Source organism: Micromonospora sp. NPDC002411 (assembly GCF_053592955.1).
Genome location: NZ_JBSFBM010000021.1, coordinates 1 through 19868 on the forward strand (window position 1 = coordinate 1; position 19868 = coordinate 19868).

Annotated in this window: 21 protein-coding genes and 1 pseudogene; 9 read left to right on the top strand and 13 right to left on the bottom strand. The window is 67.6% G+C overall.

The window, feature by feature from the left end; translation table 11 throughout:
- Nucleotides 1-57: 57 nt before the first annotated feature.
- The 3 genes from ACWCO3_RS04865 to ACWCO3_RS04875 all read left to right on the top strand — a co-directional run bounded on the left by ACWCO3_RS04865 (nucleotide 58) and on the right by ACWCO3_RS04875 (nucleotide 2745).
- Nucleotides 58-576, top strand: coding sequence for a flavoprotein (locus tag ACWCO3_RS04865; protein ID WP_450008522.1), 519 nt, complete (start codon nucleotides 58-60; stop codon nucleotides 574-576).
- A gap of 1168 nt (nucleotides 577-1744) precedes the next feature.
- A complete protein-coding gene (locus tag ACWCO3_RS04870; protein ID WP_450008524.1) occupies nucleotides 1745-1978 on the top strand; it encodes a hypothetical protein in 234 nt (77 codons plus the stop codon).
- Nucleotides 1979-2154: 176 nt separating this feature from the next.
- Nucleotides 2155-2745: a GNAT family N-acetyltransferase gene (locus ACWCO3_RS04875; protein WP_450008526.1), complete on the top strand. Its 591-nt coding sequence runs from the start codon at nucleotides 2155-2157 to the stop codon at nucleotides 2743-2745.
- On the opposite strand, the gene ACWCO3_RS04880 is transcribed toward ACWCO3_RS04875, so the two are convergent.
- Together ACWCO3_RS04880 and ACWCO3_RS04885 are read right to left on the bottom strand one after the other, a co-directional pair.
- Nucleotides 2714-3109, bottom strand: a complete 396-nt coding sequence (locus tag ACWCO3_RS04880) for a very short patch repair endonuclease (protein ID WP_450008528.1) — start codon at nucleotides 3107-3109, stop codon at nucleotides 2714-2716. The two genes, ACWCO3_RS04875 and ACWCO3_RS04880, sit on opposite strands and share 32 nt — an antisense overlap.
- A gap of 395 nt (nucleotides 3110-3504) precedes the next feature.
- Entirely contained in the window at nucleotides 3505-4809 is a 1305-nt protein-coding gene (locus tag ACWCO3_RS04885) for a DNA cytosine methyltransferase (RefSeq protein ID WP_450008530.1), read from the bottom strand.
- Nucleotides 4810-4990: 181 nt separating this feature from the next.
- Here ACWCO3_RS04885 and ACWCO3_RS04890 point away from each other — a divergent pair, with 181 nt between their 5' ends.
- A complete protein-coding gene (locus ACWCO3_RS04890) occupies nucleotides 4991-5413 on the top strand; it encodes a DUF4259 domain-containing protein (RefSeq protein WP_450008532.1) in 423 nt (140 codons plus the stop codon).
- A gap of 40 nt (nucleotides 5414-5453) precedes the next feature.
- On the opposite strand, the gene ACWCO3_RS04895 is transcribed toward ACWCO3_RS04890, so the two are convergent.
- From ACWCO3_RS04895 to ACWCO3_RS04905, 3 genes are all read right to left on the bottom strand, one after another.
- Nucleotides 5454-6275 carry a transposase family protein gene (locus ACWCO3_RS04895; RefSeq protein WP_450008582.1) on the bottom strand — a complete coding sequence of 274 codons (822 nt, stop codon included), beginning with the start codon at nucleotides 6273-6275 and terminating at the stop codon, nucleotides 5454-5456.
- 81 nt (nucleotides 6276-6356) lie between these two features.
- On the bottom strand, nucleotides 6357-6719 hold the full coding sequence (locus ACWCO3_RS04900; protein WP_450008534.1) for a hypothetical protein: 363 nt from the start codon (nucleotides 6717-6719) through the stop codon (nucleotides 6357-6359).
- 139 nt (nucleotides 6720-6858) lie between these two features.
- Nucleotides 6859-7602 carry an Eco29kI family restriction endonuclease gene (locus ACWCO3_RS04905; RefSeq protein WP_450008536.1) on the bottom strand — a complete coding sequence of 248 codons (744 nt, stop codon included), beginning with the start codon at nucleotides 7600-7602 and terminating at the stop codon, nucleotides 6859-6861.
- Nucleotides 7603-8168: 566 nt separating this feature from the next.
- Here ACWCO3_RS04905 and ACWCO3_RS04910 point away from each other — a divergent pair.
- The 3 genes and pseudogenes from ACWCO3_RS04910 to ACWCO3_RS04920 form a co-directional block, all read left to right on the top strand.
- Nucleotides 8169-10256, top strand: a complete 2088-nt coding sequence (locus ACWCO3_RS04910) for a hypothetical protein (protein WP_450008538.1) — start codon at nucleotides 8169-8171, stop codon at nucleotides 10254-10256.
- Between the two features lie 277 nt (nucleotides 10257-10533).
- Nucleotides 10534-10968, top strand: coding sequence for a WhiB family transcriptional regulator (locus tag ACWCO3_RS04915; protein ID WP_450008540.1), 435 nt, complete (start codon nucleotides 10534-10536; stop codon nucleotides 10966-10968).
- A 65-nt stretch (nucleotides 10969-11033) separates the two neighbouring features.
- Nucleotides 11034-11225 (top strand): annotated as a pseudogene (locus ACWCO3_RS04920) (hypothetical protein); the annotation flags it as partial.
- Nucleotides 11226-11251: 26 nt separating this feature from the next.
- On the opposite strand, the gene ACWCO3_RS04925 reads toward ACWCO3_RS04920, so the two are convergent.
- A complete protein-coding gene (locus ACWCO3_RS04925; protein ID WP_450008542.1) occupies nucleotides 11252-13405 on the bottom strand; it encodes an MMPL family transporter in 2154 nt (717 codons plus the stop codon).
- 222 nt (nucleotides 13406-13627) lie between these two features.
- Here ACWCO3_RS04925 and ACWCO3_RS04930 point away from each other — a divergent pair, with 222 nt between their 5' ends.
- Complete coding sequence (locus tag ACWCO3_RS04930; RefSeq protein WP_450008544.1) at nucleotides 13628-13969, top strand: VOC family protein; 342 nt, start codon at nucleotides 13628-13630, stop codon at nucleotides 13967-13969.
- Between the two features lie 4 nt (nucleotides 13970-13973).
- Here ACWCO3_RS04930 and ACWCO3_RS04935 read toward each other — a convergent pair whose 3' ends face one another.
- The 3 genes from ACWCO3_RS04935 to ACWCO3_RS04945 are packed head-to-tail and all read right to left on the bottom strand — an operon-like array spanning nucleotide 13974 to nucleotide 15430.
- Nucleotides 13974-14738 carry an alpha/beta fold hydrolase gene (locus tag ACWCO3_RS04935; protein WP_450008546.1) on the bottom strand — a complete coding sequence of 255 codons (765 nt, stop codon included), beginning with the start codon at nucleotides 14736-14738 and terminating at the stop codon, nucleotides 13974-13976.
- Nucleotides 14739-14780: 42 nt separating this feature from the next.
- Complete coding sequence (locus ACWCO3_RS04940) at nucleotides 14781-15080, bottom strand: helix-turn-helix domain-containing protein (protein WP_450008548.1); 300 nt, start codon at nucleotides 15078-15080, stop codon at nucleotides 14781-14783.
- Nucleotides 15077-15430 (bottom strand): type II toxin-antitoxin system RelE/ParE family toxin, encoded by a 354-nt coding sequence (locus ACWCO3_RS04945; RefSeq protein WP_450008550.1) that lies wholly within the window; start codon nucleotides 15428-15430, stop codon nucleotides 15077-15079. The genes ACWCO3_RS04940 and ACWCO3_RS04945 overlap by 4 nt, the downstream gene beginning before the upstream one ends.
- A 152-nt stretch (nucleotides 15431-15582) precedes the next feature.
- On the opposite strand from ACWCO3_RS04945, the gene ACWCO3_RS04950 reads away from it, so the two are divergent.
- The gene (locus ACWCO3_RS04950) at nucleotides 15583-16020 is read left to right on the top strand and encodes a VOC family protein (RefSeq protein WP_450008552.1); all 438 of its coding nucleotides are present in this window, start codon (nucleotides 15583-15585) and stop codon (nucleotides 16018-16020) included.
- 22 nt (nucleotides 16021-16042) lie between these two features.
- On the opposite strand, the gene ACWCO3_RS04955 is transcribed toward ACWCO3_RS04950, so the two are convergent.
- The 4 genes from ACWCO3_RS04955 to ACWCO3_RS04970 all read right to left on the bottom strand — a co-directional run bounded on the left by ACWCO3_RS04955 (nucleotide 16043) and on the right by ACWCO3_RS04970 (nucleotide 19857).
- A complete protein-coding gene (locus ACWCO3_RS04955) occupies nucleotides 16043-17260 on the bottom strand; it encodes a hypothetical protein (protein WP_450008554.1) in 1218 nt (405 codons plus the stop codon).
- A gap of 135 nt (nucleotides 17261-17395) precedes the next feature.
- Nucleotides 17396-17767, bottom strand: coding sequence for a YciI family protein (locus tag ACWCO3_RS04960; protein ID WP_450008556.1), 372 nt, complete (start codon nucleotides 17765-17767; stop codon nucleotides 17396-17398).
- Nucleotides 17768-17799: 32 nt separating this feature from the next.
- Nucleotides 17800-18468: a DUF998 domain-containing protein gene (locus ACWCO3_RS04965; RefSeq protein ID WP_450008558.1), complete on the bottom strand. Its 669-nt coding sequence runs from the start codon at nucleotides 18466-18468 to the stop codon at nucleotides 17800-17802.
- Nucleotides 18469-18585: 117 nt separating this feature from the next.
- Nucleotides 18586-19857 (bottom strand): RNA polymerase sigma factor, encoded by a 1272-nt coding sequence (locus ACWCO3_RS04970; protein ID WP_450008560.1) that lies wholly within the window; start codon nucleotides 19855-19857, stop codon nucleotides 18586-18588.
- Nucleotides 19858-19868: the final 11 nt, after the last annotated feature.

Here is a 19868-nt window from a genome sequence, read left to right on the forward strand (position 1 = left end):
CATGCGCAATCGGTATGCGCTCGACTTCGCCTCCGCCGAGTCGGGCAGGATGCGGGCATGACGGAACGTCCGGTGCTGTATCTGGTCGTCTGCGCCGCTGGTCCGGCGGAACACATCCACGAGCTGGTTGACCTGCTGATCGCCGACGGGTGGCAGGTGTGCATGATCGTCAGCCCGACCGCCGCGCCGTGGCTCGACCGGGAGGCGTTGCAAGACAAGACCGGTTATTTGGCACGCGTCGAGTGGCGCATGCCCGGCGACCCGGAGCCGCACCCGCCGGCTGATGTGGTGGTGGCCGCGCCGGTCACGTTCAACACGGTGACGAAATGGGCGCTGGGCATCAACGACACGCTGGCGCTCGGCGTCCTCAACGAGTCGCTAGGGGCGGGGTTGCCGATCATCGCGTTCCCGCACACCAAGGAGGAGTTGGCGGCACACCCGGCGTACGCGGGTCACCTGGCGGTTCTGCGCGCTGCCGGAGTGGTCGTGGCGGACGGGAAACCGCTGAACCCGACTAACGGGCCGGAGCGTTGGCACGTGGTCATCGAGGCGCTGCGGAGGGTCCGCCCGTCCTGAGCGGCCATGTCCGTTGACGTTATGCATCGTGCGTATACCAGCGCCCTACGCAACGTGTTCAATGGATGGGCTCAACAAAGCGAGACGGGCGGAGCCGCCCGTGACCCACTCGAACTGCCCTCGCTGCGGCGGACGACTGGCCCGGGACAACGACACCGGACGGTGTACGCCGTGCCAGGCCGCCGAACGGGACCGGCTGAGCGCGCCACCGGCGGTGCCGGCAGGCTTCTGGGACCACGCGCCGATTCGGCGGGCGCTGACGCAACGGCATCTGGGGCGGGTGGTGCGGGCGTACCGGTGCCATCCGTACCACGGGCGGGTCGCGCTACCGCAGACCGTTGTGGCGGGCTGGCTGGGTATCACGCAGGCGCAGCTCAGTCGGGTAGAGAACGGCCCACCGCTGGTGCACCTGGACCGGCTGACGCACTGGGCGAAGATGCTCCGGATTCCCGCTCCCTGCCTATGGTTCCGACTCCCCGATCAGCAGGGCTGGTCGGTCGCCAGCGACGCAGACGGACGGGCGGATGGCGCACATGGCGGCGATCAGGTGGTCGAGCGAGGCGAACAGGCAGTCGTGGCCGTTAACGTGGAGCAGGCATCGAGCCAAGGGGGTGGCACCACGGGCCGCCGACGCTTCACCGTACTGGCCGCACTCGCGGGACTCGCGGCAAGTGCCAGGGAATATCGGCATGGAACAGGTGCGACTAGCCAGTTCCCTGGTTGATGACCTCCGGCGGGCCGACGCGGCAGCGGGCGCTGACCTGCTCTGCGACGTCGCCATGCACGCGCACACCAGACTGTCGGCCTGGGCCGCGCGGTCGAGCTCCAGCAGAGAGGTGGGCGACGCGCTCCAGAGCACGTTGGCTGATCTAGCAATCGAGTCCGCCTGACTCGCGATTGACGCGGATCGCCGGACTGAGGCGAGGCCCTACCTACACGAGACAATCACCCGTGCTCGGATCGCGGACACCCACAGGTGGAAGTCCGTGCCCACACGCACCTGGCCCTGCTGATCCGTGAGACCCAGCCGGGTGAGTCGCTGCACTGCGCCGAGGCGGCTCTACGTGTCTCCGCCGGGTGGGCCACGCCTTGACTGACCACGTTGCTGCATTTACGCAGGGCACACGCATATGCCGTCCTCAGAGATGCAAGCGGCTTCAGCCGTGAGATGACCAAGGCCCGCCGGCAGTTTGAACGCGGCACGCACGAGGACGACCAAGGTTTCGTCCACTTCGTGAACGCTCAAGAGCTGGAGGGCATCGAAGGGTTGTGCTACCTCGCCCTCGGCAGACCCGAGCGCGCTGTTCAGTCGTTGCGCGCGATCACTGCCAACCCCTCGCCTGGTCACCATCGGAACCAGGTCTACTACCCCGTCCGCCTGTCGGAGGCGGCGTACCAGTAGGGCGACGTCAACGAGTCGGCGCGGATCGCCCTGGGCGTCCTGCCGGCCGTACGCCAAGTCAACTCGAAACGGGTCAGCAAACATCTCGCGCAGGTGCGCGGGAGCCTGGCAGCGCCGCAGCGGGCGACCAGGGCGAGCCGTCAGTTCGTTGACGCCTACGACCAGGCGGTGCGCGTGTGATCGAGGGATTGCAGCTTCGGCACTACAGTGCCGACGAGGCTAGGGGTATCCTCGATCAGCTCATGGACCTCTACTTGGAGGTCTACGCGGGTGCCGGCGAGTTCTACAGCGAAGACCGCTACCGGCGTCAGCTCGACCTCCACATGCAGCGAGTTGGGTGGGAGTTGGTCACCGCGTCGGTTGACGAGGCCCTAGTTGGCTACATCTATGGCTTCCCGCTACCCCCGCAGACCCGTTGGTGGGAAGGCATCCGCGAGCCCGTGCCGGCCGGCTTTACCGAGGAGGACGGGCATCGCACGTTCGCGCTTAGCGAGCTGCTGGTGCACCCGGATTGGCGGCGTCGAGGCATCGCCAGGGCGTTGCATGAGGACTTGATACCTGGCCGGGTCGAGAGACGAGCCACGCTGTTGGTTGACCCCGACAACGCCGCCGCCCGAAGGGCGTACAATTCTTGGAGCTGGGGCACAGTCACCAAGCTTCAGCCGAGATGGGAGTGTGCGCCCACTTACGACGTCTTAGTACGCGGCTACACTCACGATTCAGCCGACTCGTTAGTCAAGTGCGATGAACCGGCCGAGATACCCTAGCTCGGACGGCGAGTTCAACTCGGTCCGCAGCCTCCGCAAGATCCTCATGCTCCCAGATCCTGATGACGGACCAACCGGCCTCTGAGAGCAACTGATTCGTCTGTTGGTCCCGCTTGCGATTACCGTCGATCTTCTCGCGCCAAAATTGGCCGTTCACTCGGGCGGGACGATAGTGATCGGGGCATCCATGCCAGTAGCAGCCATCAACGAAGACGGCAACGCGGGCGGCAGGAAAGAGAATGTCGGCGGTGCGACGCAGACCTTGGAGTGGCCTAGTGCCAACTCGGTAACGCAGGCCCCGCTTATACAGAAGAGAGCGCAGTCGCCGTTCAGGGCTTGTGTCTCGGCCTTTGTTGGCACGCATGACAGCTCGCACACCCACATTTTTCGCCCAAGACCCCGTCGGTGTGTCTGCGGTAATAACGAGACCCCGGGCCCACGCAAGACGCCAGCCTTCCGCCAAGTTCTCGACCCGCGTGGCGTATTCGACTTCCCCGAGATAGCGCGTGGGCGAGCGCCCTTTGTCAGACCAGCGGAGGTATGCACGAATCCGGCGCGTGCGAGGTAGCAGTTTCAATTCGACGGACGCGCGGGCCTGACGCCCGTCGCCAAGATCGATCCAACGCCGATCAGGTCCGCCGGCGGCACGATCCTGTTCGAGAGATGCTGTCTTCCGACTGCGCCCTTGCCTACCCTTCCATGCTTTCTGATCCGGAGGTTTCTCCGCCCAACGGTTATCGACCCGGGCTGCGGTCGACGTCACCGTTGGCTCTCAGCTTCTTCGAGTGCGGCAGCGATGGCTCGGGCGAAGAACTCACCTAGCGCAACGGGCACAGCGTTGCCGAGCTGACGCATCTGCTCCCCTCGGGGGCCAGCCAGCCTCCATTGGTCAGGAAACGTCATGACTCTTGCCGTCTCCCGAACCGTCATGTACCTGTGCCGGTACGGATAGGGCGAGCCGTCAAGAGGCTCAGGCAGAAGTTCGTCGGTCAGGAGCACGGACTCCCCACCCGGTACGCCATGCACGCCGGCCTTGACCGTCTTCGCCGGTCGGTCAAGTTCGTTCGGTGTGTGACCGGCATAGATTCGCGCATCGGGCCACCCGATGTGGTCCGTGAAACCGCCAAGGTTATATTCACGCCGATCGAGTCGGTCCCAAGGCACGGCGGGGAGGGGGGGCTGTCCCTCGATCCCCTTAAGGGCGTCCCGCATCGTGCGCCACGGAAGCATGCCATCGTCCGGTGGAGAAATGGCTGGGAGCCGAGACATCACGCGTCGACGTACGTGGTCAGGCACATCGCGATGCCTCGCCCAGTAGGTGCCATCGATCATCGAACGAATCAGCGCCGCCTCCGAATACCGTGGCCGCACGGCTTCCTCAAACCGATCCATATCGACGCCGAGATCCGACCGGAAGGCCACCATGATGATCCGGTTACGGATCTGCGGAACGCCGTAATCAGCCGCATTGACTCGGATAGTGACGACCTGATACCGCCGCTTGGGGTCCGACGGCTCCTCGGCCAGACGCGCCTTCAACACATCATCATGATCACGCCATGTCGTGTCATCGGCGCGCTCTTCGAACGGGAGTTCGAGCTCACGCTCGATGTACTCAAAATACGGTCTGAATGACGGGCGCAGCAAGCCGCGAACGTTCTCACAGATGACGGCCTTGGGCTGGATCTCACGGATAGCGCGGAACATCTCCGGGAACATGTTGCGCTTGTCCTCGTCGCCCCGTGCTACGCCGCCCAGACTAAACGGCTGACAGGGCGGCCCTCCCGCAAGCAGGTCCACGCGATCCCAGAGATAGCCGAACTCAACTCGAGCCACATCGCCTTCGACCAGAGGCCACCGCTCGCCGGCTGAGGGAATCCGTTCGTCCTCACCCCGCGAGTCAGCCACGTTGGCCTTGAGCGTCTCGCAGGCGTACTTCATGAGCTCATTGACCAGCAGGGGCCGGAAACCCGCACGGTGCACCGCCATGGCCAAACCACCGCCGCCGGCGAACAACTCGACCGAGGTCCGATCACTCGCTGGCTGTGCTGGCGGTTCAAGCATCGCAGGAGCATACCGCGGAGTTGTGGATCTTCGAAGGTGACACGCTTGGTGCGATGTGGCGAGCTAGACGGCCACGAGGACCGGACGGCTCATACGTCAGATCGAACGAGCGCTGACCACGGACCCTCCGGGCGGCAGTGGAAGCCGGTGTGGTTTCGTTACGCGATCCCGAGGAGGAGCGATGGCGACGTGGCAGCTCGGTCCCTTCGATAACGACGACGCGGTCGAATGGTGTGGCGCGCTGGAAAACACAGCGCCCGATCAACGAGCGGCCTTCGTGCGTCACACTCTCGAGGCAGCCGCCCTGCCGGGCCGTACTCTCACACCCGAGGCCGCCGCTCAAGCCATCGCGGCAGCGGCCACCGTGGTTCAATCAATCGCCGGTACGCCGCCGTCGGGCTCGGCCTACGCACCGCGATTCCTTCTCGGTCGTGACGACGTCCAGGCCACCTCGCAGCTACGGAGCCTGGCTACGCGGGCGTTGGACACGGTACTCGCCCATGACTCCGCGTGGCGACTGCGGTGGGCTGAGGATGTGGAAGAGGTAGAAGCGTTCGAGGTCATCGAGGAGCTTCGCATCACCCTTGCCTCCGGAACCCTATGATTCGAGCGCTCGCGGCACCGCCGACACCGCCAGTGCCACCTCAGCCGTCTCTACGGAGGCTCCCGGAGTGCAGGATGATCAATTCGGTGAGGATGATGTTGTGGAGGTTGGCGATGCCGGATGCGGCGTCGGCCAATGTGTGGGCGGCACGGCGGTAGTCACGCAGGATCTTGAAGCACTTCATCCTGGCCAGGGCATGTTCGACCCCCGCTCGGACGGTCCGGTGCTCGACGTTGAGGGCTTCCTTCCAGGCGGGTAGCGAGCTGCCGTCGGCGGGTTTGCGGTACGGCATGATCACCTCGGGGATCCCGCGGTAGCCGCCGTCGGCCATCACGGGCGGCCGCCCGTCCAGCTTCTCGGCAATGCCAGAGGTCCGGTAGACGATCGTGTCGTTGCGGTTGCCCGGCTGCGGGTCGCCGACGGCGATGACCAGACGGGTGGAGGCGTTGATGGCGACCTGCAGGTTCGTCGAGTACCGGTAGTTCTTGCTCCGGGCCGCCAGTCGGTGGTCGCGGGTCGGGACCAGCGTCCCGTCAACGATCGCGATCTGCGCAACCGGCCGTTTACGCACCGGCGCCAGTGCCAGCAGCGGCGCGAGGGTATCGATCACCCGGTGCGCTGCGGAGTGCGACACCCCGAACAGCGGGCCGATCTGGCGCATCGTCAGGTTCGTGCGCCAGTACGCCGCGACCAGCAACACCCGATCCGGCAAGTCGAGAGCCCATTGCCGGCCCGGTCGGCCATCAGCGATGCCGTCACCGCCACGCTCGGCGACCAGCCGGGCCAGCGTGCGGAACTGGGCGGGCTGCAGCCCGGTGAACGGAAAGATCCACTCCGAGCGAGCTGCCGAGATCACCTGCACCCCGGCATCCTGCCCCACCATCCTCAAAAGCCAGATTCCCGGGGCTTCGAGGTGTCGCTTTGCAGAGCTTTCGTCAGTCAGTCAGTCAGCGCCTGCGCCGGCCCGCCTTGCATAGCCGCATACGTCATGCACCCAGTAGTCCAGATACCTGGCCACGGCCTCGCGATCGGCAAGGTCCAGCGATAGCCACTCCCGCGCAGCCCGGACCATCTCAGCTGCAGCCTGCTCATGCTCGTCAGGCTTGAGCTCCACCCAGTCGGTAAGTTCGCCCCAGATGAGGTACACGGAACCGGCCGGATCCACCTCGATCATTGCATGCGCAGACACCCCGTGGATGTCCAGCGCTACCCCGTAAGGATCCTGCGCGGCGATGAGACTCTCGGCCAGCGCGGTGACCTCCCGCATGTATGCCACCTCGGCGTCATCCTGCACTGGGCCCGTCATGCCCCGAGGATCGCATCCGACTGCGAACCCCGCTCGGATTTACGAGACGTCTCTTAGGGTCGATACCACGTCCCAGGGCGCCGTTCTTTGTCGCTGATGACGGCCTGCCGCGACCCCGAGAGGGCCGGTACAGGCCCCATCAGAGATCTCTGATCAGCGTTTCGAGGGGCGTAAGATTCTCTTCCTCGATCATCGCCTCCTTGACCTCATGGTCGACCACCGGCACCGAGTCAAGATCAGGAGCCTTCACCGTAGCGAGGTGATCAACGACTTCGCGACGAAGGTGGTGGGTGTCTTTCTTGGTGGCCGGCCGCTTCGCTGCCCACACTCGGCCGGGGTGCAGCATGTCCCACGAGGAACGGGCCTGACTACTCCGACCCTTACCAGGGTCGTGGTTTCCGAAGCCATCAATCAGGACGTTCCAGACAGGCCGGTAGTGGCCTATTAGCAACGCCTCCGCGAGCGGAACCCAGATATCGTCGGCGACAAGATAACGACATCGGAAGTCTTCAAGCCGCAAGCCCAGTTGGTGGCGCTCAGCACAGTACGCTTCGGCAAGTTGCACCGATTTGCCGTGCTGCCTGAGCCGGTTAAACAGAGCCGGTTGGGTAGTAGTTCCCTGAAGACCCAGCGCTCCCTGCCGCGCACCCGGCGCGCTGGCACGGCCGACGTAGATCGGAATTTCTCCCGCTGCACGCATCGGCGGAGCGATTGGTTGATACAAATCCAGGGCACCGACGTAGTAGATGGCGTAGAGGCCAGCGCCAGCAAAGGAGGTTTCCGGCGGCAGCGGCACCAACGGTCTCGCGAGCAGAGCTCGCTCCACGCTCTTGCCAAGCTCTACACGATCGAGTGGGTTGTAGGGCTGCAACCGCTCCAACATAGATGTGAGGCTAGCGCCTCATGATCGTCCTGCACAGTTCGCACCGCCGGCAGAATCCCTTCTCATGGCGGTGTCCCCACGCCGGGCTACCGCAGGGCCGACCAGTCTCTCAGCCAGCGAGAGAGGGCTGCCCCTCCGCCGCAGATGTCCTCGACCAGCAGTGTTGGTACCAACCGGACAATGGAAATCAGCGCTGGAGCCGCGTGAGCGAGACCGGAGTTGAGACTGGGCTGGACTGCGGAGAGAAGCGCGATGGCACCTGACTTCCCGGCACGAGTCAGACTTGCGGGTTTTATGAGATCGGTGTGCTCCAATGGTCGCGCGAGGCCGGTACCACGGTCGATCAACGCCCGGACCATGGGCGGCGGGGCACGCGGCATGGAGCGATCGTCTCCGTGACCGATTCACCCATGTGGTCGTCTTCTCATGCCGGCGCGTCGTGGCGCACACCCGCTCACGTGGGATCCGTTACGTCGGTGGCGTGGCACGTGGGTCCGCCGCCCGATCTCAGAGCACTCGCTCCGAGACCGCCGGCGGGCGACCGCCACGACCACTTGGTGAGAAGCATGATCGACGAGGAGCTGTCCGCGCCCGTCCTCGAAGTCGGGGCGCCGGTGACGGACCAGACCGCGCAGGCCATTGAGGACGCGGGCTTGGACGACACCGAGCCGGCCGGTGTGGCCTGGAGCCGATGGAACGCCGAGCCGATGCCCGCACTGCCCAAGATGGCCGCCGTGCGGCGAGCCTACGACGCGGCAGTGAATGACAACGGTCTTCCCGAGAAGTTCGCCTGGGTGCTGGCTGACGCCGTGACGGATCCCGCCAGCCTTCGCGCCGCCCTTCATTCGAAGCGAACTATGCCCGTAGTCGGGGGGCGGTTCGAGTTCATCGAGGTGGACCTGTGGACGCCTGCGGTGACGCCGATGGTCACTAACCACCGAGCCTTCGCCGAGCGGGTTTATCCGGCCTCCGGTTCCATCGGAGCGATCGGGCCGCTGCGTGGTCCCTCGTCGGACAAAGGGGTGACCTCGACGCTACGCACTCGGGCTCGCAATGTGTCGCACGCGGTGGACGAGGCCGAGCGGGCCAGAACCTTCATCCTGGGTGACAATCCGCTGGCCGAGTCGATCGCCGAGCGCGGCATCATGATGCCGGTCGACGTTGTCTACAACGAGATCCACCACGAGGACGGCGCACCCCCGGCCTGCCTCCTCGCGACCGCCGAGGGCTCCAGCCGCGTCACCAATGCTCATAAGGTGCTCGGTATCACGGACGCCCGTACGGTGATGTATGACCTGCCGGCTGACCAAGCCAACTTCCGGCGCATGGTCAACGCTGTCCTAGCCGAGAATCCGAATGAGCTGGGCCTTACCGTGCGGGCGGCGGAAAAGCGGCGTGGTCGTCGCAACGCCCTGATCGTCCGAGCCCGTGTGATCTTGCGCTTCGTGCCGACCGAGGCATCCGACTACGACTACGCGCAAGCCGTCGGCGGCTACCTGGGCATGTTGCACGTCAATGGACCCCGCCCATGGCCCACCACCGGAAAGAACGAAGCCATGGCCGAGTCAGTAGTCCGGGCGCTGCGCCACCAGACCGCCATCAGCCAAACAGAGCACGACTACATCGCCGGCCTGATGGATCCCGAGAGCGCCATTCGGCATGGTTTCCCCGGCGACCCCGACGCCCAGGCCGCCTACGTCATCGCCACCATGCTAAACCCGACGTTCCGGCCGATCGTCTCCCGAGCGATCCGGGACGTCACGGCCGCCGCGCAGGCTTCGGCCGCCGCGAAAGCGGAAGCGGCCGCGGAACTCGCGCTGCGTCCGATCCGTAGCCTGGCTAGCAGCTTGCCGGCCCAGGACCCGGCCCGACGTCGCATCGAGGAGATGCAGCCGGCCTACCGCCGTGCCTGCCGGATGAAGCTCTACGCCACGGGGACGTGGCGGGTGACCGGCCGGTCGCCTCAAGAACTGCTCGACGACGCCCTGGCGGAACTCACCGTCTCGGCTGGCATTCCGACCGGCACGGGGAACTACTCCACCCGCACCGAACTGGCGGCGCTGGCTCAGTTCCATCTCACCCGGTCAGGGGCCCTCCGCCGCGAGGCGTTCGGAAGCGGCGGCACCACCCAGGACAAGCGAGGACCGCAAGACATTCTTCGGGCGATGCTCGAAGACCAGCAGGGTCTTCACCTACTCCATCAAGCGATCGTCGACGGCCGAGCCGGTCGCGCACCTGGGGTGGTGGACGGTAAGGGGCGACCAGTCCACGGGCGCGTGGACGACCATGGCGTTCTCCTCCCCGATCAGAACGGGGCGGAGGCCGAGATTACCGACCGGTGGCTCCGGGACGAGGCGTTCCCACGTCCCGGCTTGAGCCGACCCATGCCGGCGCCCCCGGTGTCGGAGAGCCCCGAAATGAAGCTCGCCCGACTCAAGACCTCCGTTCTTCGTGCTCTCGAGGCGCTCGAGTACCAGGTCGAGAGCCTCGAGCAGCACACTGACGAAGACGACACGCCGTTCATCGAACTCCAGGGCTGGCCCACCGAGGATCTACTCCAACGCCTCGACGACATCCGCAGCAGGATGTCCTTCTGGAACGGACTCGCCAGCCGGCTGGCGAGGCGCGATCGCCCCGCCAGCCGCGGTCAGTAAGAGTCGTGGTTGGCGGGCCGCCCGGCCGGCTGCCCGCCCACAAGCTCAGATATACGGCTTCCCCGATTGGCGCGGTTCGCGTCCCCGGGCAACAGAACATCCGCGTGGAGCCTGCCGGGGCCACTCTGATGGTGTAGCGGGTGCCACAAGGCACAGCCACACAGCGGTGGAGGCGATGCCTAAGCCGACTGATCCGCCGACCTGAGACCAGGCAGTCCTCTCTGGAACTTATGGACGTGAGCGGTGGCCACCACGTCCTGAAGATCAAGAGGGAGACATGCCTTCATCGAAGCACACTGCTGAAGATCTTCTCTACCCGCTTCTCACCGCTGTCGGCGAGCCTCCACACACTGGCTTCTGCGGCCTGCTCGCACCGGGCTTTCCGGACATGCGCACCCAGCAGGCGGTATTCGACGGTGACTCTGAGGACTTGCCTCTGCTCGCCGCCGCGAGAGCCGTCTGCGCCTCGTGCCCGAGCCTGGAGGACTGTACGGTCTATGCCACTGAGAGCATGGACAACACCACCTTCCTAGCCGGACTCTCTGCGACAGAACGCGAAGCTATTCGCCGACGCTCAGAACGTACGCTTCACCGCAGGGCTGTGGTTAGGCGGATGCGAGCCGAGGATGTCACCGCCGCAGAGGTCAGCTTCTACACGGGGTACCCGCTGCGAAGCATCGAGCTGGACATGGCTGGCCTCGCTCGTGGCTGAGCCACCCCCAACGACCTGCAGACCGGCGGCCATTTCTGGCGAACACTTCACTCGCGACCTCCGCCGGCTTCACCGTGTACCTCTGCGTCCGGGAGACCCGCATCGCCGACCGTGATCTAGGCGCGCCGCCCTACCTCTACGCCGGCACCATGACGTACGACTCGCACACCGGCGACCGGCCCATGCGCATCCTCTGGCAGCTGCACCACGCGCTGCCCGCCGACATGTACTCCGCGGCTCGGGCCATCGCCGCCTGATATCGGCCGTCCGTCCGCTCGCCCGGCTACCCCTTCGCCACGGCCTCCGGCTCCGGCGGGACGTGCGGCCCGCCGGCCGGTCGCTCGTCGCCGTGGCCCGGCCACCACGCCTTGTGCCCGATCAGCGCGGTCAGCGCTGGCACGAAGAACATCGACATGACGAACGCCGACAGCACGATGCCGATCGCCACCGCGAAGCCCATCTGCTGCAGGAACGAGATCGGAGCAAGCAGCAGCACCGCGAACGTCCCGGCCAGGATCAAGCCTGCTGCCGCGACCGTCGGGCCGGCGTGTTCGACCCCGATGGCGGCGGCCTGGCGCGGCTCGTTGCCCTCCCGCGCCTCCTCGCGCAGTCGGGCGATCATCAGGATGTTGTAGTCAGTCCCGATTGCCACCACGAAGAGGTAGAGGATGATCGGCAGTTGGAAGGTGACACCGGGCTCGCCCTGCAACCCTTGGAAGAGGTAGACAGTGGCGCCCAGCGTGGCGGCGAAGTTGAGCAGCACCGCTATCACGAGGTAGATCGGCGCGACCAGACTGCGCAGCAGCAGCGCGAGGATGAGCGCGATCAGGCCGGCCGCGACCGGCAGGATCACCGACAGGTCGCGGTTGTTGGCCGAGTTGATGTCCGCGAAGATCGCGGTGGTCCCGCCGACCAGCGCCCGGGTGCCCGGCGGGGCCGCCGCGTGCACGGCAGCGCGCAAGTCTTCGCGAACGAGGGTGATCGCCTCGTTGGAGACCGGGTTCTCGTTGAGCAGCAGGTTGACCCGGGCCACACTCGGGTCGGTGCTGCGCTCCGGGGGCTGCGCCTGGCCCACACCCGGGGCTTTCGCCACGGCCGCCGCGAAGTCGTTGACCTGCTGCTCGTTCAGCGGCGACCCGTTGCTGGTGGTCAGGTAGACCTCGGTAGGGGCGAGCGCACCGGCGGCGAACCCGCGCTGTAGGTCCTGTGCGGCCTTCGCCGACTCGGTGTCCTGCGGGAAGCCGGCGCTGAAGTCGTAGTCGGCCTTGTAGCCGAGCACGCCTGCGGCGAGCGCGACCAGGAGGACGCCGGAGGCCGCCGCGACAAGCGCCGGCCGGCGCCCGACGGTGTTGCCGAGCCGGTGCCAGATGGTGGCCTTGGGCGCACGCTGCCACGCCTTCGAGGGCCAGAAGACGTACCGGCCGAGCAGGGAGACGACCGCCGGGATGAGGGTGAGCGAGGTGACCAGCATGACGCCGACCGCGATCGCGAGCGCCGGACCGAGGGAGCCGAAGAAGCCCAGCGAGGCGAGGAGCAGCACGAGGAACGCGACGATGACCGCTCCGGCGGCCGAGGTGATGACCTCGCCGACCCGCTGGACGGTGATGATCATCGCGGTGCGCTTGTCGTCGCCTGCGCGCAGCCGCTCCCGGTAGCGGAAGAGCAGGAACAGGATGTAGTCGGTGCCGATGCCGAACAGCACGATCAACAGGATCGTCTGCAGATCCTGGCTGACACTGAGGTCGAATGCCTTGCCCGCGGCGGCGACGAGACCCGTCGTGATGCTCAAGACGACGCCGACGACCACCACGGGCAGCAGCGCCGCGATGGGGCTGCGGAAGATGACGAGGATCAGTCCGATGATCAGGATGATCGTCGCGACGCCGACCACGGCGAAGGCGTTGTTGAAGGTGTCCTCGTTGTCGACGAAGCTCGCCACGTCACCGGCCACGCCTGCGGTCAGCCCACTGTTCGCCAGCTCCGGGCCGATGTCCGCGCGCAGGTCGCGCACGGCGTCGAGCAGTGCCGGGTCGTCGGGGGTGGGGGCGTCGAGCCCGACGTTGATGATCTGCACCGACTTGTCCGGCGCGACCGCGGGCGGGCCGGTCAGGTAGCCGGACGTGCGCGGGATGTTCTTGGCCTTGAGCGACTGGGCGAGCTGACCCACCTTCGCCTCGTCCGCCGACGTGAGTTTCTGCCCGTCGGCGCGCTTGACCACGATGGTCGCCGTCGCGGTGGCCTGCTGCGGGAACGCCTTCTGCCCCAGCTCGGTGGCCTGCACCGACTCGTACGAGCGAGGCAGGAAGCTCTCCTGGTCGGCGGAGGTGATGTCGCTCAAGGACGGTGTGGTGAGGATGATGGCGGCTGCCGCGACCACCCACCCGGCGATCACCCACCACGCTCTGCCCACGACGAATCTGCCCAGCCGCTCGAACATGGTTTCCCCCCGTGTGTCCGGCACAACCGACGTCTGGTGGCCGAGGCGGCCACGGATGCCCCGATGACCACCCTGTGCCACCGATGTGCAGCGTACCGTCACGGCCTCATCCTTTTCGGACGCACGGGAGTGTCAGGCGCGTGCTTCTCAGCCTCGCCGCCGATGACCGGGCGACGGTCCGGGTACCACACCCGGTGACTGATCACGCACTAGGTTGGGGGCATGGAGCAGCGGATCAGTCTCGTCACCCTGGGAGTCGCGGACGTAGCCCGCGCGAAGGCGTTCTACGAGCAGCTCGGCTGGCGTGGCCAGGAGGTCGAGGAGACGGTCTTCATCCAGGCCGGCGGCCTGGCGGTCGTCCTTCGGGGCCGCGACAAGCTCGCCGACGCCGCCGGCATCGCTGATCCAGGCACGGACGGCTTCGGCGGGATGGCCCTCGCCCAGAACGTCCGATCCCGCGAACAGGTCGACGAGGTCATCGCCACGGCGACCCGCGTCCTGTGGCAGCCCCGCCACGCCCTCCCCGCCGACGCGTACGCCACCGCCCGAACGATCGCCGCCTAAGGATTCACTCGGTGTCCAACAGAAAGGCGCTGACCACAGCGGCGAACTCCGCTTGGGCATCGTGATGCACGACGTGACCTGCTGGCAGCTCGACAAGCGTCGCTCGATCGTCGCGACGGGTGGTCATCTCGCGCGCGTGAGCGGCCGTCAGCTCGTCACTGCGCGTTCCGTGGATCAGGAGGGTCGGGCAGGTCACCGACACCCAGTCGTTCCAGTGGTCGCCGTTGAGCGCTTTCTGGGACGCCACCGTGTCATCGATGTCGAACGAGAAGCCCCAGCCGCCCTTCGACTGACGAAAAGAGCACTCCAGATAGGGAGCCGCCGCACCCACTGCCGAGGCCAACGCTTCGCGTGATGGCGCATCGCGAGGGAGTCGGGTGGTGAACGACCAGTCGCAGTCCACGACCGCGCCGATGTCCTCGACGATCAGTGCAGTGACCCGATCCGGGTGCCGGCCGGCGTACTGGTAGGCGTTCACTCCGCCGAGCGAGTGGCCCAGCACCGCCACCGGGCCGACTCCCAGATGCCTGTGGAAGGCGTCGACGTCGGCGACGTAATCGTCCCGCTCATAGCTCTCGGCTCGGTCGGATTCACCATGCCCACGCTGATCGAGCGCGATCACCCGCCACCGCGGCGCCAACGCCTCCGCCAGCGGCGCGAAGGCCGACGCTTCGTTGTAGTGCCCGTGCAGAGCCAGGAGCGGAGTGCCCGGACCGCCGAAGTCCAGGTACGAGAGCTTCAGACCGCCGACCGTGAAGAACCCACGCATGAACTGGAATGCTAGATCAACGACCGTTTCGTAGGCGGTCAGTCAGGGGGCGTCCGCGTTGGAACTGAACCTGACGTCCAGCCTTCGGTCCAAGGCACGGGCCAGGCGCTCCAGCACCGGCAGGGTCGGCACTGTGCCGCCAGCCTCAAAACGAGCCACCGCTGATTGAGTCATGCCGGCCGCTTGGGCCAGCTGGCTCTGACTCCAGCCATGCCCTTCGCGCAGGTGGCGCACCTCCTGCCCGAGCTCGAAGGCGATCCGGGTGGCTTCGTAGGTCTCGGATGCTCCCGGCTCCGCCATCCGGCGCTCACGTAGGTCGTTCCAGTCCAGGCGATCACTCATCGCTTTGCCCCCTCGTTCACGATGTGCCGCTCCACCACGCACCGCTCGAATGCGCGGCGAGCCCGCTCGACCTCCCGGTCCTCCCGCATCCGCGTCTTGCGGAACACCGTGAGCAGGATGATTCTCCGGTCGGAGGCTATCCAGTAGGTCACACGGACCGCGTCGCGCTCCAGATAAAACCGCAGCTCACGCAATTTGCCGTCGAGCTGTCTGCTGTGCGGCTCTCCGAGCAACACACCTCGGCTAGCCAGAAGGTCGATGTAGAACGCCGCTCGGGCGAAGTCGCCAGTTGGTAGTTCCTCCAGCCAATCTCGGACCTCTGGTTCCAGCTCCACGCTACCCCAAGCCATAGCATCGATGCTATGGGTTGGGTTGTTCCCGGCGAACTTCATCCGACGCGTGTTGCACATGACGCTGGCCCTGCCGATGCCGCGACCCGGCCGGCAACCACGTCGAGGCCGCCTGCCAGCCCTCCGACGTGATCGCGCGTAGGTTGAGGACCATGGAGCAGCGGATCAGTCTCGTCACCCTGGGAGTCGCGGACGTAGCCCGCGCGAAGGCGTTCTACGAGCAGCTCGGCTGGCGGGGCCAGGAGGTCGAGGAGACGGTCTTCATCCAGGCCGGCGGCCTGGCAGTCGTCCTCTGGGGCCGCGACAAACTCGCCGACGACGCCGGCATCGCTGACCCGGGCACTGACGGCTTCGGCGGGATGACCCTCGCCCAGAACGTCCGATCCCGTGAAGAGGTGGACGAGGTGATCGGAACGGCGACCAAGGCTGGTGCCACGGTGACCAAGCCGGCCCGGGAGACTTTCTACGGCGGCTACGCGGGCTACTTCACCGATCCGGACGGGCACGTCTGGGAGATCGCGTGGAATCCCGGCTTCGCCCTCGCGGACGACGGCACCCTCACCGTCCCCGACTTCAGCGCCATGGGCTGAGCCGCGCACCCACGAACACGGATCAGGGCGTCGGAGGCGGGCAGAGCAGCGGGTCCAGCAACGGCAGTTGCAGAGGATCCAGGCAGACCGCCAGCAGCGAATTCGGCGACGGCGTAGCAGTGGGCATCGGAGTCGGGGAGGCCGACGCGACGGGCGGCGTTGGGACGGCTGGGGTGGCCGGTTCCGTGGTGGGGACCGGCCCAGGGGTCGGCACCGAGGTGGGCGACGGAGCAGGGACGGCCGACGGCGGGACGGCCGGCGCTACAGCCACCACAACGGCAGGTGACACCACTCTGGAGGCCGCTGCCGCAGTCGACGGCCGGACAGCCGGGGCGCGCGGCGGGCTCCAGACGGCACTGTCGGCCGAGCCGACCCGCGACCGGGGTGCCACCGGCCCGACGGCACCGATGGGCACGAGGGTCGCTCCAGCCCTCGGCACGTCCAGGGCGATGGTCCCCGCCGAGGGCACCGGCCCGCGAGGACCCCAGGCCGCGCCAGGTGCCAGAGCGCCGGGGCCGACCGTCGCGAACACCACAGCGGCGATGGCGGCAGCACCGAGCGCCCGCCGGTCGGGCCGCACCGCCGTCAGGGGCGCGTCGTCGGGTTCCGCCGGCACGAAAGGCGCGGGCCGGGCCTTCCGGTGTGCGGCCAGCAGCGCGTCGACCTGCGCCAGGACGGCAGCGCGATCCGTAGCGACAGCGAGCGTGAGGTAGAAGCGGAAGTTCACCACGGCGTTGGCGGGGACGAGCAGCCCGGAGAGTCGACTGTGGTCGGGCAGCAGGGTGAACGGGGTGTCGGGGTGGTGGGCGGGGCCGACCAGGTCCCCGTACCGCCACTCGCGCTGGTGCTCACGCCCGCCGAAGGCGACCCGGTGGCTGGTCACGACGGCCATACCGGTGTCGACGGCCCGCAGGCCCGCCGGCAGCGCCTCGGAAGAGGCCTCGGCGAAGGAACAAGAGCGGCCCGGGGTGGGGAGGCCGGGGACGTGCCGCGCCTCGGCCTCGACGAGCGTGGCGACGGGGAGGACGCGGAAGACGAGTTCGTCGTCGGCGAGGTCCACCGGAAGGCCGGTGCGGGGCTGCGTACACCCGAGGAAGCTGGCGGCTTCGACGCGGAGCCGGGCCAGGTGGTCGTCGCGGCGTCGCCAGGCGTCGGTGGCGTCGCGGTATGCGCGCTGCCGGCGCTCGTTCTCGCGCTCGGCCCAGGCGATCCGCCAGGGGGCGCAGGCCACAGAGGTCACGGTCACACGCGGTACAACCGCTCACGTACGTGACAGGCAACGCGAGCCGGATCGATGCATCCCGTTGCGCCCGAAAGGAGACAATTGCAGGATCCGCGCCGCCACCCCGGTGCAGAGGTGGCGGCGCAGCAAGAGTCAGCCCTGCTCGGGCGCCTCGTAGACCCGGCGGATGTCCACCTCCACCTCACCGATCGTCCCGGCGAAGACGTCGACGAACCGTCGCCCCCACTCCAGGGCCTCCTCGTGGGAGCGCACGTCCACCAGGGCGAACCCGGCGATCAGCTCCTTGGTCTCCGTGAACGGCCCGTCGGTGACGGTGGTCTTACCGCCGCTCACGGTGATCCGGGTGGCGTCGGTAGCGGTCGGGCAGAGCCCTTCGGCGGTGATCAGGATCCCGGACTGCGCGACCTCTTTCATGAAGGCCTCCATCCGGGCGACGAACTCCGGGCTCGGGTTGAACGCCTCCGGCAGGGTCTCGTCGAGCTTGTGCATCATCATGTAGCGCATCGGTCGGTCCTTCCGTTGTCGACTGACAGTGGTCAATTGGCGAGCTGCCGGCCGCAAAGCGCGGTCAGCCAGCCGAAGACGACGACGCAGGCGAGCGCCATCCGCACGCTGAGGGTGTCCTGGTCGGGCCAGGCCAGGATCGTCACGACGGCCAGCGCGCTGCCGACGGAGAACGCCGCCCAAACGCGCTGCCCGGCCCGCCACCCGGCGCGGGCGAAGACCAGGCAGACGATGGGCAGCGAGCCGAACGCCAGCCCCGCGCCAACGCCGTGACCGATGGCGTGCCAGCTCAACGTGTCGGGAGTGCCCTCCGGCGCACCGGCCGGCCAGCCCATGCTGGGGTCGGAGACCAGCACGCCGCCGATGATCAGGCCGAGGCCGTGCACGGCGATCAGCGCCGGCCCCCACGTCCCGCCCGGCGCGTCGCGCAACGCCCGGCGCAACCCGACCGCGCCGGCCAGGGCGAGCAGCCCGGTGAGCACGAAGTTGGCGATCTGGATCCAGCCCAGATCACCCAGGGCCAGCAGACTGAGCGGCTGCCGGGTCAGGTCGAACCCGTCCCGGGTGAGCACCTGGGCCGCCGCCACCACCACGAACAGCGGCCCGGCGAGGACTCCGCCGGCCAGCAACGCCCTGGTCGTCGTACGCCGGGAGTCGACGCCCGCCACTGGGGACCCTGCGCTCACCGCGTTAGTCGTCATGTCGATCTCCTTGCCTCCGCCGGCCGTTCACCGATCCCCGCGCGCCGGCGCGAGCCGGCTTGTCACTGACGCGTCGAGCGGCTGGGGCGGGATACGACATGGCGGCCGGAGATTTTTTCAGCGGGTCGGCGCGACGCCTCGGGCGCAGTCCGAGGCGCGAGCGCGGAGCAGCGTGCGTTCGCGTTCGTTGCCGGTCAGGTCGGCGGCCCGTTCGAACTCGGCGCGCGCCTCGTCGTGGCGTCCCAGCTTGGCCAGCAGGTCACCGAGGACGCTGGGCAGCAGGTGGTAGCGGGCCAGCGCGGGTTCCTCGGCCAGCGCCTGGGCCAGTTCCAGACCGGCGGCCGGGCCGTCGGCGAAGGCGACCGCGACGGCCCGGTTCAACTCCACGACCGGCGACGGTACGACCCGGGCCAACTCCGCGTAGCCGGCGGCGATGCGCGCCCAGTCGGTCTCCTCCGGGGTACTCGCGCGAGCGTGGCAGGCAGCGATCTCCGCTTGGAGGGTGTACGGGCCGGGTGGGCCGTTCGCCGCCCGGGCCCGGTCCAGGGCGGCGAGGCCACGGCGGATCAGCAGCCGGTCCCAGCGCCCCCGGTCCTGTTCCAGCAGCAGGATCGGCTCGCCATCGGCGTCGACGCGGGCGGCGGTACGCGACGCCTGGATCTCCAGCAGCGCGGCCAGCCCGTGCACCTCAGGCTCCTCGGGCATCAACTCCTGCGTGAGGCGGGCCAGCCGAAGCGCGTCCGCGCAGAGCGCCGGGCGCATCCAGTCGTCGCCGGCGGTCGCGGAGTAACCCTCGTTGAAGATCAGGTAGATGACCTCCAGCACGGAGCCGAGCCGTTCGCCGCGCTCGGCCACGCCGGGCACCTCGAACGGCACCTTCGCCTCGGCGAGGGCCTTCTTGGCCCGGGTGATCCGCTGCGCGACGGTGGTCTCCGGCACCAGGAACGCCCGGGCGATCTCTTCGGTCTTCAGCCCGCCGAGCAGGCGAAGGGTCAGCGCCGCGCGCGCCTGCGGTGAGAGCACCGGGTGGCAGGCGGTGAAGACCAACCGCAGCAGGTCGTCGTCGATCCTCTCCTCGACGACCGCGTCGAAGTCCGGGGTGAAACCGTCGTCAAGGTCCTGCCCGAGCGTCTCGACCGTACGCTCCAGCAGCTTGCGCCGGCGCAGCGCGTCGATCGCCCGCCGCTTGCCGACCGTGGTCAACCACGCGCCGGGATTGGCCGGTACGCCGTCGCGCGGCCATTGCTCCAGCGCGGCGACCAGAGCGTCCTGGGCCAACTCCTCGGCCCAGCCGACATCGCGTACCAGCCCGGCCAGGGCGGCGACGACCCGCCCGGACTCGATGCGCCACACCGCCTCCACCGTGCGGTGTACCTGCTCGACCCCCATGACCGCACATC